Raw genomic sequence first — 16,876 nt, 5'->3', positions numbered from 1 at the left:
ACGTTTTGGTAAACTAGTAAAAAAGAACAGAGGTTTTGCAGATATGAAAGTTTATATTCTTTTTTACTTGTGGATTATCCCAATTGTAGTTGGTATTATATCCTCTTTTTTCACCCATAAAGCAAGCTTTCAAAAACGATTTTATCCTGCTTATACTATGATTGGGCTGGCCGTGCTTTTGTTAATCGCAACGTTTATCGTTCGGAATTCGTTTGATCTCTTTATTAGTGGTTTGTTTTTGTTTGCCACGATGCTTGCAGGATCTGCTATTCCGTTTTTTCTTGCTTTTTCTAAGAAGAAAAGAAGCTGATGCTAACGCTCAGCTTCTTTGTTTATTCTCCTGCATCAAAAATACCATTCACTTCACAGCCGTTTCATAGTTTTCTTTAATGGCGGGAGATCCAATTCTTTTTTCTCGTGTAGTTTTTTCAATAGGTATTTTGTATAGCCTTTTGCTTGGCCATAAGTTATTTTCCCTGGTAACGGCGGTTCGTTTTCTACCGATACATCAATGATGACAGGGACATTAGCTGCAAATGCTTCCTTCATTGCAGGCAGCAGATTCTCAGGCTTTGTGATCTTATATCCTTTTCCTCCACAGGCTTCTGCAAATTTTGCATAGTCGACATCTTTCAGGTCTGTACCGTACTCAATATTCCCCTTTGCCTGCTGTTCAAACTGAATCATCCCTAAATCCTCGTTGTTAAAAACGACAACGACTATTGGGAGCCGATATTTGACAGCCGTTGGAAAATCCTGCATGACCATTGCGAATCCACCATCTCCACAAACAGCTACAGCCTGCCGTTCAGGATAAGCCGTCTTAGCTGCGATCGCTCCAGGAAGGCCGCAGCCCATTGTTGCCAGCCAGCTTGATACAACAAAATCTTGGTTGGTCATTTTAAAGTGGCGGGCCATCCAAACCGTCACATTGCCGACATCGACAGAGAGCACCGCGTCATCATCTACTGCTTCCTGAAGTCTCGCGATCACTTGCTGAGGTTTAATCGGAACGGATGCTTCTTCCTCATCCATTTCCATAAAGCTCCACCATTTCTTCATATGATCTGCACACGCTTCGAGAAATGTCCGGTTTTCTTTTCGCTCAATATATTGCGCTAATTCCCTTATACCTTTTTTGGCATCGCTGACGATCCCCATCGTAACCGGATATCGTTTTCCGATTTTAGCAGGATCAGAGTCGAGTTGAATGGCAGGTGCATCCTCAGGGAGATATTCACGATAAGGAAAGGAGGTGCCAAGCATGATAAGCAAATCACTTTCTTCCATTGCTTCATACGCAGGTTTTGTGCCAATCTGTCCTAAATTCCCGAGAATATACGGATTGCTGTCGGGAATAATCCCTTTAGCAGGAAGGGAAAAGATAATGGGCGCTGCTGCCTTATCGGCAAATTCAAGCAGCTCATTTTTAGCATGCTTAACACCCTTTCCTGCTAATATTACTGGTTTTTCCGCTTCATTTATAAGCTGGGCGCTCTTGATCAGATGCTCTTTTTTTGGCGTCAGATCACCTTCTATATAAATAGGTGAGGTGAAAACAGGCTGATGTTTAATTTTTTGAGAAAAAAGATCATCCGATACAGTAAGAACAGCAACTCCTTTTTTACTGTACGCTGTCCGAATGGCTTGATTCAATAAATCCGGGAGAGCTTCTGCAGATTGTACCTCCTGGTTAAAAACGGACACATCATCAAACATTCTCTCGAGATTGACCTCCTGAAAGGAATCCCTGCCCCTTAAATTTGAATCAACCTGTCCCGACAACACGAGAACTGGCGCACCGTCAGCTTTCGCATCGTATAAGCCGTTCAGCAAATGAATTGCTCCTGGTCCGGCAATCGAAAGGCAAACCCCGATTTTCCCTGTCAGCTTTGCTTCTGCCGCAGCAGCCAGCGCCGCTGTTTCTTCGTGGCGAACCTGGATAAAGCGTATTGCATCCTCTTCTTTTCGCAGCTCTTCTATGAATTCATTAATGCTGTCTCCGGGAAGTCCGTAAATGTGATCAATGTTCCATTGTTTCAGCAGTTCAGCAGCAACTTTTCTAGCAGTTTGTTTCGGCATAAGACGTACCTCCTTTTATAATCCCATACCACTTTATTCCACGAACAAAACGTAGGAAACCATACTATTGTTGCTTTTCCTCGAGAGTGGTATCGGTTTACTTAGATTAATCGGAGTTACGAGAAATACATATTCCTTCCTGTCATAACAAAGCACAAAATGACAGGATTAATTTAAATCAGATTGCTACTATCTAATTAAGGGTGTGAGCGAGTGTAGAGTGGGTTGAATCTTTACAGAAGGAAATCGACTTTATGGAAGAACATTTATTATATTAGACGAGCATTTAACGATCTCAAAAATATCCAAACATGCGAATTCATCGGCCTTTCATTTTCAGCGCATCTTTTCGATTTTGACCGACATAGCGGTATTTCGTCGACCGATAGTAGTGTTACTGTTATAGGAGGCAGTTCCAATGGGATACCTATGGGAATTTTTCAGATAAATGAAGAAGGAGAAATTAGAGGGGCTATTAACCCTTCGATACTTGCAAAAACATTTATATATGAGAAAAAATCTTTTGTATTTAAAGATTCAAAGAAAAACGTTATTAAATTTTTAAACTTATGTTTGCAAGAAATAAAAACTTTTTATAATAAGTTTTATAAGCTTTTAGAAGAAAGAACATCACTATTCGAAGGCATTGATACTATTAAAGGGCAATAAATGCCTTTAAAAACTTGATCTTTTACCCTAATGCTTGGGCAAATGAACAGTTTGTTAAACAAAACATATGATATTCGAAAACCGTCTATCCACTTTAAAGCATTAAAATATGGGAACCAGCAATTCGCTGGTTCCGGCAGAAAAAGCTGGCGTTTTATTGTAACAAAAACGAATTTAAAAGGAGCATTCCTGTTAGCAGATTTTTCGGGGGCTTGAACAAAAAGTCCTCTTGGTATGATGGTGGTTGTCCGCCAGAATACAAACGTATGTACTCTTATGAAAAAGCGAGTTAAAAGAAATCATTACTTTTCCTCTTCTAAAATGATTAAAAAGGAGATCATTTCAATGAAATATACTAAGAAATTAATAATAGTTTTTATCTTATCTTCATTTCTTTTAAATGGTTGTGGTGAATATAATCCATCTGATGAAGATGTTATCGATTCACATGGTGAAATTACTAATTATGATAAATTTACATAATTTGTAAATAGTATAAATTCAGGTAATAGAAAGAAAGAAAAAATTAGAGTAGTTAGATATACAAATGAAGGTGACCCACTTTTACACGATCTAGAATATGACGGAAAAAAACTCATTTCGACCCTTGATACGACAAGGGATGAATTTGGTGTTCAACAAGTGAACACTACTATCTGTAAATCAATTGATATGAAAGAAGATGAAGATAAAACAGAATACGTACTATCTGGATGTGAAAAAACAAATAGAATGAATACCATTTTAGTTGTCCGGAAATAAATTAATGGGATATGAAAAGACCTTTGAAACCCAAAAGTAAACCATATCTGAGAGGAGAGATAGTATGCAAAAGGTTGGAATTGTTGGAGGAATGGGACCAGAATCAACGGTAGACTATTACAAGTCAATCATTTCTAAATTTCAAGAAAAGATAGGAAGTAAAGAAGATTTACCAGAACACTTTATCAACAGCATTAATATGTATAAGATGTTTAATCTGCTTATGAATGGACAGACAGAAGAGTTAATAAATTACTTGGCTGAGGCAGTTCAAAATTTAGAAAAGATAGGGTGTGATTTTGTTGTAATGTCGCAAACACACCACATATTGTTTTTGAACAAGTTCAACAAAAAGTTCAAATACCTATGATAAGTATTGTAGAAGAAACATATAAAAAAGCAGATGAATTGGGGTTAGAAAGGATTGGTCTTTTAGGAACTAAGTTCACGATGGAAAGTGATTTTTTCAAAAAACCTTTTATTTCGAATCAAAAGGATATTATAGTGCCGAATCAATCAGAACAGGAATACATACATAAAAAGATTGTTCAAGAATTAGAAAATGGTATTGTGAACAATGAAACAAAAAAAGAATTTTTGAATATCTTCACTCAAATGATAAGTAGAGATGATATACAAGGGATCATATTGGGTTGTACAGAGCTCCCTATATTAATTAAAAAAGAGGATTTAAATATCCATCAATTAAATACAACAGAAATTCACGTTAATAAGATTGTCGATACCATTCTTATGGACAAAAACTATTAACCTTGTTGAACTAAACCGGCTAATCGAAGCTACTCGGTTATTCCATTATAGGGCGCTAATCAGGAATAAGTATGCGTCCGTTATTGGCACATCGGGCGCGCTTCTTGAATAGGAAGGCGCCTTTTCGTATCTTCCGTGTAGTATGAGTAAAAATGTTTGCCGGAAGTGGGTTGACAATGTTAATCTCATTTGTACAATAGTATTATGACATTAAAACAATTAGATGACCAGCAACGTATTAAGGTCTTTAATGCGTTGGCAGATGAAAAAAGAATTCGTATGATTCGCTTGTTGTTTCACGAGAACAGTCAACACATGTGCACGGATATAGGGAGGAGTTTGGGTATCAGCAAGTCAAATGGTTCATATCATTTGAAAATTTTATCCGATGCACAACTAGTGTTGATTGAACGTGAAGGTGTAACAAAATATGTCACCTTAAATAAAGAGATGTTTGACAGATATTTACCAGGATTTTTGGCTACACTCTGATGTGGTCACTTTTTTTAATCGTTAGTAATAAAGTTTTATGACTATTTAACAATGTGGAGGAGGAAAGTAGAGATGAAAAGTAAAGAGAATAGTTTGATATTAACCTTGTGCTTGATTGTTTTATCGGGTGTGATGAACTCGATCTTGTTTAATGTGGCGCTTATCGATATGAAAGAAGAACTGAATGTAACGGCTTCAATGATTAGCTGGGTCGTGATTATATATACAATGATCATTGCCTTTGGTTCTATCACTTACAGCAAATTGGCGTCATACTTCCAGCTTAAAACCTTATTGATCTTTGGTGTTGGTTTGTTTGTATTTGGTTCCATCATTGGTTACATAACCAATCAATATATTTTTGTAATCATTGCACGGATGATTCAATCTGCCGGGGGCAGTGCCTTCATTGCCTTATCCATGATTGCAGCCAATCAATATATGACAACATCCAAAAGAAATCTGGCTTTAACGTTAATTGGCGGCTGTTTATCCTTAGGTTCCGGGATAGGTTTTTTGATTGGTGGCACGTTTACCTACCTGTGGGGTTGGCATTCTTTGTTTTTATTGATGGTTCTGGTCGTTGTAACACTGATCGGATTATTTAAGGTCATGCCTTCCGGATATGCCAACGGGCAAAAGGAGATCAGACCTTTTGACTTCATCGGATTATTGTTTTTGTTGATGTTCATTGTGTCGTTTATTCTGGGTGTTAAACTGAATGGCTATCTTCTTATCTTAACGGTCCTGTCTGTTTTTTGTTTAATGGCTCATGGTAAACGTAAAGATTTAGTTCTATTTGTCGATCTGTCTGTATTTAGACATTTTGCTTTTAACAGATTACTCGTGACTAGTTTTGTCAACAACGCAGGTATGGTTGGTGTTGTATTTTTATTCCCATTATTAGCCGAGAGGATTTTTCATTTTACTGCCATTGGCACAGGTCTTATTTTATGTGTGATCTCAATCCTGGCCTTTTTGATGAGTTTTGTTGTAAAAAAGAGCCTGCATGTCATAAGCGGCAGGCAACTCATTGGATATTCCGCAATCATACAACTTATTGGATTCCTAATATTGGCGACTGTTGGTGTAAGCCAACTTGTATTCGCAATTCTTGGCGTGTTCGCCGTTTATAGTGCCTTTACAATGATGACTGTGGCCATCAATATTGAAATTCCACAAACGATAGAAAAAGGCAAAAATGCGATGGGATTGGGGATTTATAATCTTATCAACTTTATGGGCATGTCATTTGGACCGGCCATATCAAGCCGTATTTTAGACTCATTCTCTCATTTCAGTTATGCTTTCACCTTTTTTGTTGTCATTTTGATCTTGTCGAATGTTTTATCATTAATCGGTGTTAACAAATCATCTTCAAGGCATGTGGAAGTATAAGTTTGCGGACGATGTGTTGTACAAAAATAAAATCGGTAACTTAAAAACAGTGTTGGTAACACTATAATAAAAGTTGTTCATTAAAACCGATTGTACGTATTCCTCGAACGGGCGCAAGAATCGAACAAATAGGGGCTGTTTATGGAAAAATATAGGGATAGTTTTTTTAGCGTGATCAAAAATGGACGAACTCTCTATTTGTTCGTCCATTTTTCATTTGAAGCTACAACGTCTGATTTTACAGAGAGTTCTTCTTCAAAGGCCTTTCCCCACTCATACATATGTTTAATAATCGGCTGAAGCGTCCAGCCGAATTCTGTTAGCGAATATTCAACCTTTGGAGGGACTTCCGGATAGACTTTTCTGCTTAGCACTCCATCATTTTCAAGCTCACGAAGCTGCAGAGTCAGCATTCTTTGCGTTATACCAGGCATCAGTCTTTTAAATTCATTAAAACGTTTTGTTCCCTCCATTAAGTGATATAGTATAACACCCTTCCATTTGCCGCCGATGACATCAAGGGTTGTTTCTACAGGGCAGCCGTTCTCACAAGGGCCATATCCGGCTTTACGATTTCTCATGCTACCACCTCCGATAAGTATCATCCTTTATACTATACCACTTGATTGTGCGTTCTTTTAATCAGATGCTTTATCCTTTTATAATAATAACAGACACAAAAAGGAGGTATTATCAATGAAAGCAGTTGGTTTGTATCAATATTTGCCGATCGAAAACGAAGAAAGCTTACTAGATGTAGAGGTTCCAAAGCCGAAAGCTACGGGGAAGGATCTATTAGTCAAGATAAACGCCATCTCTGTAAATCCTGTGGATACAAAAGTAAGAGCACCGAAAGACGCAATTGAAAAGGAACCGAAAATCCTCGGCTGGGATGCGAGCGGAGTCGTAGAAGAGGTTGGGGAAGACTGCGAGCTGTTTCAGCCCGGAGATACAGTTTTCTATGCCGGAGATATTACACGTCAAGGCTCCTACAGTGAGTACCAATTAATCGACGAACGGATTGTCGGGAAAAAACCTTCAAACCTTTCATTTGCAGAGGCAGCTGCCATGCCTTTGACGACCATCACGGCATGGGAAGGGATCTATGAAAGACTTGGGATCACTGAAAAGGACAAAGGCAAAACGATTCTTATTATTAACGGAGCTGGCGGTGTCGGTTCAATAGCAACGCAAATTGCTAAATACGCCGGTTTAAAAGTCATCGCCACAGCTTCAAGGGAAGAAACGAAAAACTGGTGCGAAAAAATGGGAGCCGATGTCATTATCAACCATCGGGAAAACCTTTTGCAGCAACTAAATGATGAAGGTATTGGAGAGGTTGATTATATTTTCTGCCTGAATGACACCGACGGGCATTGGGACGGAATGGGTGAAGCCATTAAACCTCAAGGCTCCATATGTTCAATTGTTGAAAATGAAAAAGACTTGGACTTAAATGTGCTAAAAAGCAAAAGTGTTACTTTCGTATGGGAATTTATGTACACTAGATCGATGTTTCAAACGGAAGATATGATTGAACAGCACCGTCTGTTAAATAAGGCAAGTGACTTATTTGAAGAAGGAATCTTTCAAACTACGTTAACGAAAACCTTCCAGCCAATAAATGCTGAACAATTAAAGAAAGCACATAAAGAAGTCGAATCCGGAAAAATGATCGGCAAGCTTATTGTTGAAAATGAAGCATAATTGGAAAAATAGGGATAACAAAAGAGAGACTGATGATTAAGTCAGTCTCTCTTTAACGTATCACAAAAATAAGTCATTTACCCGGCTGGTAAATTTCCCAACCAAGCTTCAACGTTTCCACTATATAATCAGCAACTTCCTCAGGGGTGAGATTGTCAGTTTCTATCCTTGAATTATGCTCGGAATAAAGACTCTTTCTTTCAATGAAAAGCTGCTCAATCTCATCAATCGAGCGATTATTGATGACCGGGCGATTTTCAATAAGGATATCCATGCGCTGCTTCCAGTTCTCCCAAGAAAGATCAAGATGCAATACGATGCAGTTTTCCAAGCATTTTTTCCTGATCTCCTCTTGGTTAAAAGCTCCCCCGCCAAGAGAGATTACCTTATATTTTGTTTGCTCGCATAGGTTAACAATAACGTCTTTTTCTGTTTTTCGAAAAAATGCCTCTCCTTTTTCCTTAAACAAATCGGGAATAGTCATGTTAAAGGCTTTTTCGATTTCCTGATCAGTGTCTATGAAGTCTCTATATAATTTTTTGGCCACAAGCTCACCAATTGTTGTTTTTCCTACACCCATAAAACCAATTAACACAATGCTTCTTTCTCTCACGGGAATGGCTCTTTTTGAATTCACCTTACACAAAATCCTCCTTAAGCTAAAAGGAAATATAAACAGTACGTTCATTATATAATAAATTTGTATGCAAAAATATAGAGGATGTCTGTTTAAATCCTGCAAAAAACTGTGTTTAGCTTTGAATTCCTTCAGTCAGCTAACCACAGTTTCTCCTATTACTTATCAAGCTTTAATTTTTTCAACTGTTCTGCCAGCGCGTTGTTGATTGGTTCATCTTTGTCTTGCTTTTTCATGTAAGAATGGACATCCCGTTTTGAAGCACGTCCTGTTTTTTCTTTTGCTTTGCGTTTTTCAAAGGAAGAGAGCTTCTCTCTGTGGCCGCAAACACAAGCGAAAATTTGTCCTTCTCCTTCACCTCTTAGCTCTAAGCGCTTATGGCATTTTGGACAGCGGGCGTTCGTTGTTTTCGATACTGATTTTCTGCTTCCGCATTCGCGATCCTGGCAGACAAGCATCGTACCACGCTTCCCGTTAACCTTCAGCATCAGCTTTCCGCAATCTGGGCAATGGGTGCCTGTCACGTTATCGTGTTTAAATTTTTGGCTGCTTTGCTTAATTTCTTTCACTGTCTCTTTCGTATAATCTTTCATATCCTTAATGAAGAAAGAAGATTTCAGCTTGCCTTTTGCAATGTCGGAAAGCTTTTGCTCCCACTCGGCTGTCAAAGCAGGAGATTTTAAATCCTCAGGGACTAGCTCAAGCAGCTGTCTTCCTTTTGAAGTGAGAAAAATATCTTTTCCTTTTTTCTCAAGCAGAAAGCTGTTAAACAGCTTCTCAATAATATCCGCTCTTGTTGCTACGGTTCCGAGTCCGCCGGTTTCTCCCAATGTTTTCACAAGCCCTTTTTCCTCATTCTTCATAAAAGCGCCCGGGTTTTCCATCGCTGACAGGAGGGTTCCTTCATTGAATCTCGCAGGCGGCTTCGTTTCCCCGTTTGTTTCCTTAAGAGACCTGACGGCTAATGTATCGCCTTTTGTAAGCTTCGGCAGGGTTTGGTCCTTTTCCTCGTCTTGGTCATCCTCGTCATAGGAATGATCATACACTGCTTTCCAGCCTTGAGAAAGAACGACTTTCCCCTTTGCTGTAAAATTCTCTTCCCCGATCAGTGCGGTAACCTTTGTTTCTTCATATTCAAATCCCGGCATGAGCACTGCCAAAAAACGTTTGGCAATTAAATCATACAACTTTCTTTCTTTTTCGCTCAGCCTGCCTAGAGCAGCCGGCTCTTCTGTTGGTATAATCGCATGGTGGTCGGAAACTTTGGCATCATTGACAAAGCCTTTATGTGCTTTGATGCCTGTATTTAGAATTTTTCTGGCAAACGGGGCGTATGGTTTGATCTCGATCGCTTCTAACCTGTCCTTTAATGTCGGTACAATATCGGCTGACAAATATCTCGAATCAGTCCGTGGATAGGTAACCAGCTTGTGCTGCTCATAGAGCTTTTGCAGAACAGAAAGCGTTTCTTTTGCAGAAAATCCGAATCGTTTATAAGCGTCTCTTTGAAGCTCAGTCAAATCATACAACGCTGGTGAAAAGCTTTTTTTCGCAGTTTTTTTCAAATCGTGAATGACAGCCTGCTTCCCTTTCAGCAAGTTCATCAGCTTTTCCGTGACTGATTTATCGAAGGTTCTGCTTTGCTTTGAATGCTTATCCTGCCAATTCAGTACCATACCATTTGTTTCGGCACGAAGCCCGTAATATGGCTTAGGCTTAAATTTTTTGATCTCCTCTTCCCTATGTGCAATCATCGCTAACGTCGGCGTTTGAACCCGGCCGCATGACAGTTGGGCATTGTATTTGGTGGTTAAGGCCCTCGTTGCGTTGATTCCCACAATCCAGTCTGCCTCGGCTCGCGCCACTGCAGAGGCATAAAGATTTTCAAATTCTTTGCCGTTTTTCAGCTTTTTAAACCCATCGCTTATCGCTTTATCGGTGACTGATGAAATCCATAGCCGTTTTATTGGCTTAGACACCTTTGCTTTGTCAATAATCCACCGGGCAACAAGCTCTCCTTCTCTCCCGGCATCCGTTGCTATGACAATTTCTTTCACATCCTTGCGCAAAAGCTGGGATTTGACTGCTTGAAACTGTTTTCCCGTTTTCTTTATGACGACAAGCTTCAAAGGCTCGGGGATAATCGGCAAGTCCTCAAGCTTCCAAGACTGATACTCTTTCTGATATCCATCCGGATCGGCTAATGTAACTAAATGGCCAAGAGCCCACGTGACGATATAACGGTCGCCTTCCAGATAGCCATTTCCTTTTTTATGACACTTCAGCACGCGGGCAAGGTCGCGCCCGACTGAAGGTTTTTCTGCTAGAACTACGGTTTTGCTCAATATGAACATCCTTTCTTGCTTACTGCTTAATACTTTACCACAACCAGGAGTTTTCTTCTAAGTGCAGGTACCCTTAGGCATTTTGTTGATGAATGATCTAGTTGTCTTCTATAATAATTTCTCTCATCGTTTCCACCTCTGAAAAAATAACATGAGTAACCGTTTGGGCATAAGGCGCTGTTTCGTTAATAAAGGTTTCCACTTGTTCAAGGCTTTCCCGATTAATTTTCAGCATATAGCAAGCTTCCCCTGCGATCCGGTAACAGAACTCAACATAAGGCAGCGTTTTAATGTGCGCTTTAAACCTTTCATATTCTCCATTTTTGATCGTAGCCTCAATCAAACAGCTGACCGGAAAGCCGATTTTTTTATAATCGAATTGAGTGGAATAATGCTTAATCATTCCAAATGACTCCATCCGCCTTACTCGTTCTGTCACAGAAGGTGCAGAAAGATTTACCTTCTTCGCCAACTCCCTCATCGATTGCCGGCTGTCTTTAGAAAGCTCATTCAAAATATGCACATCCACTTGATCAATTTTCATTTGCAAATGATTCCCCTTATATAAATTTCATTTTAATAGAATTATGTTCTTTTTCATTGCAACTATGATGTAAAACCTTATCATTCTTAGCTATTATTATGACAGGAGGTGGCAATATGACAAGAATAAAAAAGTCGGCCAACGGAACTACTCCTTTCTCCCAGCTGCTCGGTCACTCTGATTCTATATTAGAGAAATGGAATGCACTAGATGGCGAGCTTGCCAACGGAGGAAGGCTATCACCTGAATTGAAGGAGCAAGTAAGGAGAGTGTTAGCGACAGGAAACGGCTGCACCTATTGCCAGACAAAGGGAGCGCCCGTTCATTCGCCAGAGGATATCAAGCTTAGCTGTGCCATGGGATTTGCAGAGGTTTTTCTCCATGAACGAGATCAAGTCAAGGATGCACAGTTTGATATTTTGAAAGAGCATTTTTCAGATGAAGAAATCAGTGAGCTGGTGGCTTTTATTTGCTTTACAACCGCACAGCAATTTTTCGGGGCACTTATGAAGCTCCAGCCAGTTGGTGGAACGGTTTAATATGAAGAATACGGCATTCTTATTCATTGACTTTCAGCAGGCATTCGCTGATCCTTCATGGGGGAAAAGAAACAATCCTTTTGCTGAAAAAAATGCTTACGAGCTTTTAAAGCAGGCAAGGATGGTTGGACAAACTATCATTCACGTAAAACATATCTCTACGAATAATGAGAGTCTTTTTTACGAGCACTCGCCTACATCTAAATTTATCGACGGGCTCGAACCTGAAAAATCAGAAATGGTATTCACGAAATCCGTGAATAGTGCATTTATCGGGACCAAGCTGGAGGAATATCTTAGGGGTAAAAAAATCGAAGCTCTGATTACACTTGGACTAACAACCGATCATTGCGTCTCTACCACAGTCAGAATGGGAAGCAATCTCGGTTTTCAAATGATTCTCGTTTCAGACGCAACGGCCACCTTTGAAAGAAAGGGGATAGATGGAAGCACCTTATCTGCAGAGCTTATTCATGACGTTCATTTAAGCAGCCTGAACAGGGAATTTGCAACCATCTTGTCAACTCAGGAAACACTAAAACTGCTCCAAAAATGAATTTATTTTGACGATTCATAAAAACCCATCATAGTTGTCCCATTCATAGTTTATATTTATTATAGTAACTGATGTTTAAGGAGGGCTATAAAAACATGCTAAGCACACCGATTGGACGGTTGAGAACGATGGGTTTTCTTGAAGGAATGTCATTGCTTATTCTATTATTTATTGCTATGCCGCTTAAGCATTTGGCTGACATTCCGATGGCAGTGACCATTGTCGGCAGCATTCACGGCGGATTGTTTATATTGTATATCCTTGTTCTTGCGTATGTTACGTTTGTATTGAGATGGTCACTAAAATGGACAGCAGCCGGCTTAATTGTTGCTTTTGTGCCTTTTGGGAACTTTTTTTACGATAGAGGGCTTCGTAAATACGAGAAAAAATGACGCTGCATTCGCAGTGTTTTTTTTCTTTACTGGCAGTAATTAAAGCCATTTCGTCATCCAAGCGATATAATAGGCAGCCGGTATGAATAAAACTTGAGCCAAAATGGTTCCGCAGACCCTTGAGAACACTAAGGTAACCGAAGTCCATTTTAAATACTTGTAGTTTATCTTGCCTTTTGAAACACCATCAGCAAGCACGGAAATCTTGGGATCGACAAACAGCGCCAACAAAATCGTGGCTACCCCGTTAACAAGGCCTGATGCCGTAACAGCTGTCGTTGACCTTTCAGGAGCAAGCAGTCCCGCGTAAAGAGCCGAGAGAACACCAATTGTGTAGATAGATGTAATGAGCATATTTAAGACAAAAAGCCGCTTCGGAATGAGCCGGAAATGAAATCCTTTAAAATAATGAGCTGAAGGCAGCTTTATGTACCTACGAACATGCGCAAACCATTTATTAGAAATTCCTTTACGAAAGAAATTGAGGACTGAACCGTTTTCTTCTGATAAATGGAGTATAGCCCTCGAAAATGCAGCGATAAACGTAGGCAGCAAAATCATTCCTATAATCGATCCTGCCGTTGATCCAAAGATCAGCACGCGAAATTGTTCACTGACCACAACCAGGGCATTTTCTCCTGAATGATCAATAATCCCTCCTGTAAATGGCTGCTGCAACATATTCGACATCCGCGAAACAGTGACCATAACATTAAACAGCGATAAAGCCGAAGCAATCAAGCCTATTCTAGCCCCGGCAAGACGTGTAGTATAAGCAAGCGTTTCGACCGAATGAATGAGCAATAAAAAAAAGAAAATAATGATTACGTTTGTAGTTATAAACTCCATGGGGAAACCTCCTTGTTCCTTCATTAGACTAATTCAAGTTCGGCATGGTTTCATTTTTTTATTTATGAAAGTGGAGCCTCGGATTCTATCCTTAAATAAGGTTTCTCCAAACTGATTTTTTCAGTACAAACACGCAAAAGCGCCTGACAGCAAAGTCAGGCGCACATTACATCTTATTCTTTAAGCAAATCTTATTTATCATTATCCCACTTATCCAGTGAGAGTCTTGGATAGCATTTCGTTCCGTAAAATCCTATACGAAAGTAAACTTCATGGAAATTCTTGAAAAAACAAGACAACGAAAGCCCTACCTCTCAATCGTCCTTGCGGCTCCGAAGCCGCGCCAGTTTGAATTGTGAAACAAAAAGTCTTTTTTCTAATCATTTAGGGGCAGATTAGAAAACAAAGAATAAGGTTTAAATAGAAAAAAGCAGTTTACTTTCTCATTTGCTTCTGTTTTCTAAGTGTAAATCATAGCATAAATTTCCAATGAACGCAAGTTTTTTTATAGCTCCAGAGTTTGCGGAGTATTTTCATTGGCATTCATCAACCGGATGTTTGTCGGCTTGATTTCCAAAACGACAAGATTCGGATCATCTTTTCCGTCGAACCATCTTTCCAGCTTTTCGCTCCAAATTTTATCCTTAAGCTCTTTGCTGGAATTAAATTTTGCAATTCCTGAAAATTCAACATACGCATCGCCAAAACCATTGTCATCGTAACCGAGAAGCACATGGACGTTAGGGTTTGCCTCGATTTCTTCAGCTTTATGCGTATCTTCGCTTGTTGGAGTAAATAACGTTAAACCCTCGTTAAAAAACGTCATGTACCTTGAATGAGGCTTGCCATCTATAACCGTAGCCAGTGATCCTACCTTATGATTCTCCAGTACATCCAATACTTTTTGTTTAATCTGTTCTTGAGTCAATTTTTAGCCACTCCTTTGTATTGTCTCCATAGTTATTTATTTTCCACCAAGGTTCGAAATTTAAACGGCAAAAATTTAACGGATAGGCAAAATAGTAAAAAACTGCGTGAGGAAGGGCGATGTTAGGCTGGTTATAAGCGATCTTAGGCCGATATGCGCAATCTTTCCTTTTTAAAAAGAAAAAAAGGACGGGAAATCCATCCCATCCTCTCTCGCTAATCCTTACGTGGAAATAAAGTCGCCGCCGTTGACATGAATCGTTTGCCCAGTCATATAAGAGCCTTCATTTGATGCCAATAATAGATAGGCTCCGATGTGTTCTACGGGCTGACCCGCTCTGCCCATTGGCGTATTTTTCCCGAATGATTCTACTGTTTCTTCCGGGAATGTAGCTGGGATCAATGGTGTCCAAATCGGTCCCGGTGCTACCGCATTTACGCGGATTCCGTCCTTTACAATCTGTTGGGAAAGTGATCTTGTTAAACCGTTGATTGCTCCTTTTGTGCTGGTGTAATCAATCAGGGACGGATTTCCACGATAAGGATTAATTGATGTTGTATTGATAATCGCGCTTCCAGGCTTCATATAATCTAAAGCTTTTTTTATAAAGTAAACAAAGGAAAAGAAGTTTGTTCGGAACGTTCTCTCCAGCTGCTCACTGGAAATCTCTTTAATGCTGTCTTTCGGATGCTGCTCTGCAACATTGTTGACAAGAATGTCCAGCTTTCCAAGTTCACTCACTGTTTTTTCCACAGCTTCGTTGCAGAATTCCTCACTGCCAACGTCCCCTGGAATAAGCAAGCATCTTACGCCTTCTTTTTCGATTCTCGCTTTTGTCTCTTCTGCGTCATCATGTTCATCTAAATAGACAATCGCAATATCTGCGCCTTCTTTTGCATAAGCGATGGATACCGCACGTCCGATTCCGCTGTCGCCCCCTGTGATTAAAGCGACCTTGTCTTTTAATTTTCCTGTTCCTATATGATTCTCGTCTTCATAAACAGGTGTTGGATTCATATCACTTTCAATTCCAGGTTGCCTGTTTTGTTCTTGTGCAGGCTGTCCGCTTGGAAAACGTGTTAAATTATTCATTTTGAATTCCTCCTATTTATGTGATTACGTAATACACTATTCCTCAGGAAAATTCTTATTAAACATGTGAAGTGTTTTGAAAAACGACAAACAGCCGGACGCTTCTCTAAAAGTGCCCGGCTGTGCATCAAATAAGGCTTATCATTCATGGTTTTGAATGAATGTAAGCGCCTTTTCCATTTTCCTTATGTAATCTGGATTTTGACTTGAACAAAGAAATTTTGTGTCTGCATTTCCGTCTGCATGCAATTGTCCGGCTTCACTTAATATAACCGCTAATCGATGAACAGTTCCAACGCTTCCATCAACGATTTGAATGTGGTTTGGCAAAATACTTCGTAAAACGTGTTTATAAAACGGATAATGGGTGCATCCCAGAACAACTGTGCCATAGTTGTTTAGATCAAACGATGAAAGTTTTTCTGTAAAATAATCAATCACTTCTTGGCTCTCAAAGTTTAATCGCTCACATAACTCAACTAACTCCGGCAGCGGCAGGGAATCTACAAGACGCTGATCATCGATTCGAGATACCAGCTGTGTATATTTTGATTGCTTCAGTGTTAGCGGAGTAGCAAAAACGAGTACTCTTTTTCCGGCAGATCGGCTTATTTCCAAAGCAGGTTTAACCGCCGGCTCCATGCCGATAATCGGAAAATCATATGTGTTTCTTAATTCAGAAACTGCGATACTCGTTGCTGTATTACACGCGATAACAAGAGCTTTTACCTCTTCCTCTCGGATCGTTTCTACAGATTGTTTCACATATTCTTTTACGTCTGCCTTTGATTTAGTCCCATATGGAACATGAAGGGTATCGGCAAAAAAAACAAAATCCTCCCTAGGAAGCTGCTTCATTGCCTCGTGAAGCACTGTAATTCCGCCAATTCCCGAATCAAAAAAAGCTATTTTCATATTGTATTCACCTTGTATTTAAAAATTGTTTTTTGAAATTGATATAAATTATTATACATGATATCAAGCAAGGCGAACATCGTACGTTATAAATTGGAAATCCTTCGTTAAAAAGTTCGGAAAGTTGTTGGACTTAAATAGAGAATGAGAGTTAAGGTCTCGTAGAGTAAACTGCTTCTTAGGATAGAAAATAAACCG

At 39.5% G+C, this 16,876-nt stretch carries 20 protein-coding genes and 1 pseudogene; 12 read left to right on the top strand and 9 right to left on the bottom strand.

Translation table 11 applies throughout. From position 1 onward, the window contains the following. The first annotated feature begins 43 nt into the window (after positions 1 to 43). Positions 44 to 310, top strand: coding sequence for a hypothetical protein (locus JOC74_RS21920; protein WP_053605654.1), 267 nt, complete (start codon positions 44 to 46; stop codon positions 308 to 310). Between the two features lie 53 nt (positions 311 to 363). Here JOC74_RS21920 and JOC74_RS21915 read toward each other — a convergent pair whose 3' ends face one another. Continuing rightward, positions 364 to 2,082 carry a pyruvate oxidase gene (locus JOC74_RS21915; protein ID WP_053605653.1) on the bottom strand — a complete coding sequence of 573 codons (1,719 nt, stop codon included), beginning with the start codon at positions 2,080 to 2,082 and terminating at the stop codon, positions 364 to 366. A gap of 429 nt (positions 2,083 to 2,511) precedes the next feature. On the opposite strand from JOC74_RS21915, the gene JOC74_RS21910 reads away from it, so the two are divergent. From JOC74_RS21910 to JOC74_RS21880, 7 genes and pseudogenes are all read left to right on the top strand, one after another. Then, a complete protein-coding gene (locus JOC74_RS21910) occupies positions 2,512 to 2,751 on the top strand; it encodes a hypothetical protein (RefSeq protein WP_053605652.1) in 240 nt (79 codons plus the stop codon). Between the two features lie 51 nt (positions 2,752 to 2,802). After that, positions 2,803 to 2,967: a hypothetical protein gene (locus JOC74_RS21905; RefSeq protein WP_211086324.1), complete on the top strand. Its 165-nt coding sequence runs from the start codon at positions 2,803 to 2,805 to the stop codon at positions 2,965 to 2,967. Positions 2,968 to 3,096: 129 nt separating this feature from the next. Further along, positions 3,097 to 3,234, top strand: a complete 138-nt coding sequence (locus JOC74_RS21900) for a hypothetical protein (protein ID WP_158320333.1) — start codon at positions 3,097 to 3,099, stop codon at positions 3,232 to 3,234. 12 nt (positions 3,235 to 3,246) lie between these two features. Then, complete coding sequence (locus tag JOC74_RS24410) at positions 3,247 to 3,513, top strand: DUF4362 domain-containing protein (RefSeq protein ID WP_082364284.1); 267 nt, start codon at positions 3,247 to 3,249, stop codon at positions 3,511 to 3,513. 64 nt (positions 3,514 to 3,577) lie between these two features. Then, positions 3,578 to 4,284 (top strand): annotated as a pseudogene (locus JOC74_RS24405) (aspartate/glutamate racemase family protein). 204 nt (positions 4,285 to 4,488) lie between these two features. Then, on the top strand, positions 4,489 to 4,776 hold the full coding sequence (locus tag JOC74_RS21885; protein WP_053606214.1) for an ArsR/SmtB family transcription factor: 288 nt from the start codon (positions 4,489 to 4,491) through the stop codon (positions 4,774 to 4,776). Positions 4,777 to 4,848: 72 nt separating this feature from the next. Beyond that, on the top strand, positions 4,849 to 6,174 hold the full coding sequence (locus JOC74_RS21880; RefSeq protein WP_053605650.1) for an MFS transporter: 1,326 nt from the start codon (positions 4,849 to 4,851) through the stop codon (positions 6,172 to 6,174). A 194-nt stretch (positions 6,175 to 6,368) separates the two neighbouring features. Here JOC74_RS21880 and JOC74_RS21875 read toward each other — a convergent pair whose 3' ends face one another. Continuing rightward, positions 6,369 to 6,755 carry a winged helix-turn-helix transcriptional regulator gene (locus tag JOC74_RS21875; RefSeq protein ID WP_053605649.1) on the bottom strand — a complete coding sequence of 129 codons (387 nt, stop codon included), beginning with the start codon at positions 6,753 to 6,755 and terminating at the stop codon, positions 6,369 to 6,371. A 115-nt stretch (positions 6,756 to 6,870) separates the two neighbouring features. On the opposite strand from JOC74_RS21875, the gene JOC74_RS21870 reads away from it, so the two are divergent. After that, positions 6,871 to 7,881 (top strand): zinc-binding alcohol dehydrogenase family protein, encoded by a 1,011-nt coding sequence (locus tag JOC74_RS21870; protein WP_053605648.1) that lies wholly within the window; start codon positions 6,871 to 6,873, stop codon positions 7,879 to 7,881. Between the two features lie 73 nt (positions 7,882 to 7,954). Here the strand turns inward: JOC74_RS21870 and JOC74_RS21865 are convergent, their stop codons facing one another. The 3 genes from JOC74_RS21865 to JOC74_RS21855 all read right to left on the bottom strand — a co-directional run bounded on the left by JOC74_RS21865 (position 7,955) and on the right by JOC74_RS21855 (position 11,407). After that, the gene (locus tag JOC74_RS21865; RefSeq protein ID WP_053605647.1) at positions 7,955 to 8,518 is read right to left on the bottom strand and encodes a shikimate kinase; all 564 of its coding nucleotides are present in this window, start codon (positions 8,516 to 8,518) and stop codon (positions 7,955 to 7,957) included. Between the two features lie 158 nt (positions 8,519 to 8,676). Then, positions 8,677 to 10,863 (bottom strand): DNA topoisomerase III, encoded by a 2,187-nt coding sequence (locus JOC74_RS21860; protein ID WP_053605646.1) that lies wholly within the window; start codon positions 10,861 to 10,863, stop codon positions 8,677 to 8,679. Positions 10,864 to 10,960: 97 nt separating this feature from the next. Next, positions 10,961 to 11,407, bottom strand: coding sequence for an Lrp/AsnC family transcriptional regulator (locus JOC74_RS21855; protein WP_053605645.1), 447 nt, complete (start codon positions 11,405 to 11,407; stop codon positions 10,961 to 10,963). Between the two features lie 116 nt (positions 11,408 to 11,523). Between JOC74_RS21855 and JOC74_RS21850 the strand changes: the two genes are divergently transcribed. The 3 genes from JOC74_RS21850 to JOC74_RS21840 all read left to right on the top strand — a co-directional run bounded on the left by JOC74_RS21850 (position 11,524) and on the right by JOC74_RS21840 (position 12,894). Then, complete coding sequence (locus JOC74_RS21850; protein ID WP_053605644.1) at positions 11,524 to 11,946, top strand: carboxymuconolactone decarboxylase family protein; 423 nt, start codon at positions 11,524 to 11,526, stop codon at positions 11,944 to 11,946. 1 nt (position 11,947) lies between these two features. Then, positions 11,948 to 12,502 carry a cysteine hydrolase family protein gene (locus JOC74_RS21845; protein ID WP_053605643.1) on the top strand — a complete coding sequence of 185 codons (555 nt, stop codon included), beginning with the start codon at positions 11,948 to 11,950 and terminating at the stop codon, positions 12,500 to 12,502. A 95-nt stretch (positions 12,503 to 12,597) separates the two neighbouring features. Continuing rightward, positions 12,598 to 12,894 carry a DUF3817 domain-containing protein gene (locus tag JOC74_RS21840; RefSeq protein WP_053605642.1) on the top strand — a complete coding sequence of 99 codons (297 nt, stop codon included), beginning with the start codon at positions 12,598 to 12,600 and terminating at the stop codon, positions 12,892 to 12,894. A 39-nt stretch (positions 12,895 to 12,933) separates the two neighbouring features. Here the strand turns inward: JOC74_RS21840 and amj are convergent, their stop codons facing one another. The 4 genes from amj to murI all read right to left on the bottom strand — a co-directional run bounded on the left by amj (position 12,934) and on the right by murI (position 16,678). After that, the gene (amj, locus tag JOC74_RS21835) at positions 12,934 to 13,743 is read right to left on the bottom strand and encodes a lipid II flippase Amj (RefSeq protein ID WP_053605641.1); all 810 of its coding nucleotides are present in this window, start codon (positions 13,741 to 13,743) and stop codon (positions 12,934 to 12,936) included. Between the two features lie 505 nt (positions 13,744 to 14,248). Next, positions 14,249 to 14,671 carry a pyridoxamine 5'-phosphate oxidase family protein gene (locus tag JOC74_RS21830; protein ID WP_053605640.1) on the bottom strand — a complete coding sequence of 141 codons (423 nt, stop codon included), beginning with the start codon at positions 14,669 to 14,671 and terminating at the stop codon, positions 14,249 to 14,251. A 222-nt stretch (positions 14,672 to 14,893) separates the two neighbouring features. Further along, positions 14,894 to 15,763: an SDR family oxidoreductase gene (locus tag JOC74_RS21825; RefSeq protein ID WP_053605639.1), complete on the bottom strand. Its 870-nt coding sequence runs from the start codon at positions 15,761 to 15,763 to the stop codon at positions 14,894 to 14,896. Positions 15,764 to 15,904: 141 nt separating this feature from the next. After that, positions 15,905 to 16,678 (bottom strand): glutamate racemase, encoded by a 774-nt coding sequence (murI, locus tag JOC74_RS21820; protein ID WP_053605638.1) that lies wholly within the window; start codon positions 16,676 to 16,678, stop codon positions 15,905 to 15,907. Between the last annotated feature and the right edge of the window lie 198 nt (positions 16,679 to 16,876).

The sequence above is a fragment of the Bacillus capparidis genome (assembly GCF_017832095.1).
GTDB classification, from domain to species: Bacteria; Bacillota; Bacilli; order Bacillales; family Bacillaceae; genus Bacillus; species Bacillus gobiensis.
Note: the sequence above shows the minus strand (reverse complement) of the source record. Positions and strands in the feature narration are given on the sequence as shown.

What these genes read in the sequence shown, in the direction of transcription:
- JOC74_RS21900 (WP_158320333.1), top strand. Translation starts at nt 3,097, where the DNA reads ATGAAATATACTAAGAAATTAATAATAGTTTTTATCTTATCTTCATTT.
- JOC74_RS21885 (WP_053606214.1), top strand. Translation starts at nt 4,489, where the DNA reads ATGACATTAAAACAATTAGATGACCAGCAACGTATTAAGGTCTTTAAT.
- JOC74_RS21850 (WP_053605644.1), top strand. Translation starts at nt 11,524, where the DNA reads ATGACAAGAATAAAAAAGTCGGCCAACGGAACTACTCCTTTCTCCCAG.
- murI (WP_053605638.1), bottom strand. Translation starts at nt 16,678, where the DNA reads ATGAAAATAGCTTTTTTTGATTCGGGAATTGGCGGAATTACAGTGCTT.
- amj (WP_053605641.1), bottom strand. Translation starts at nt 13,743, where the DNA reads ATGGAGTTTATAACTACAAACGTAATCATTATTTTCTTTTTTTTATTG.
- JOC74_RS21915 (WP_053605653.1), bottom strand. Translation starts at nt 2,082, where the DNA reads ATGCCGAAACAAACTGCTAGAAAAGTTGCTGCTGAACTGCTGAAACAA.
- JOC74_RS21825 (WP_053605639.1), bottom strand. Translation starts at nt 15,763, where the DNA reads ATGAATAATTTAACACGTTTTCCAAGCGGACAGCCTGCACAAGAACAA.
- JOC74_RS21845 (WP_053605643.1), top strand. Translation starts at nt 11,948, where the DNA reads ATGAAGAATACGGCATTCTTATTCATTGACTTTCAGCAGGCATTCGCT.
- JOC74_RS21880 (WP_053605650.1), top strand. Translation starts at nt 4,849, where the DNA reads ATGAAAAGTAAAGAGAATAGTTTGATATTAACCTTGTGCTTGATTGTT.
- JOC74_RS21920 (WP_053605654.1), top strand. Translation starts at nt 44, where the DNA reads ATGAAAGTTTATATTCTTTTTTACTTGTGGATTATCCCAATTGTAGTT.
- JOC74_RS21870 (WP_053605648.1), top strand. Translation starts at nt 6,871, where the DNA reads ATGAAAGCAGTTGGTTTGTATCAATATTTGCCGATCGAAAACGAAGAA.
- JOC74_RS21855 (WP_053605645.1), bottom strand. Translation starts at nt 11,407, where the DNA reads ATGAAAATTGATCAAGTGGATGTGCATATTTTGAATGAGCTTTCTAAA.
- JOC74_RS21840 (WP_053605642.1), top strand. Translation starts at nt 12,598, where the DNA reads ATGCTAAGCACACCGATTGGACGGTTGAGAACGATGGGTTTTCTTGAA.
- JOC74_RS21910 (WP_053605652.1), top strand. Translation starts at nt 2,512, where the DNA reads ATGGGAATTTTTCAGATAAATGAAGAAGGAGAAATTAGAGGGGCTATT.
- JOC74_RS21875 (WP_053605649.1), bottom strand. Translation starts at nt 6,755, where the DNA reads ATGAGAAATCGTAAAGCCGGATATGGCCCTTGTGAGAACGGCTGCCCT.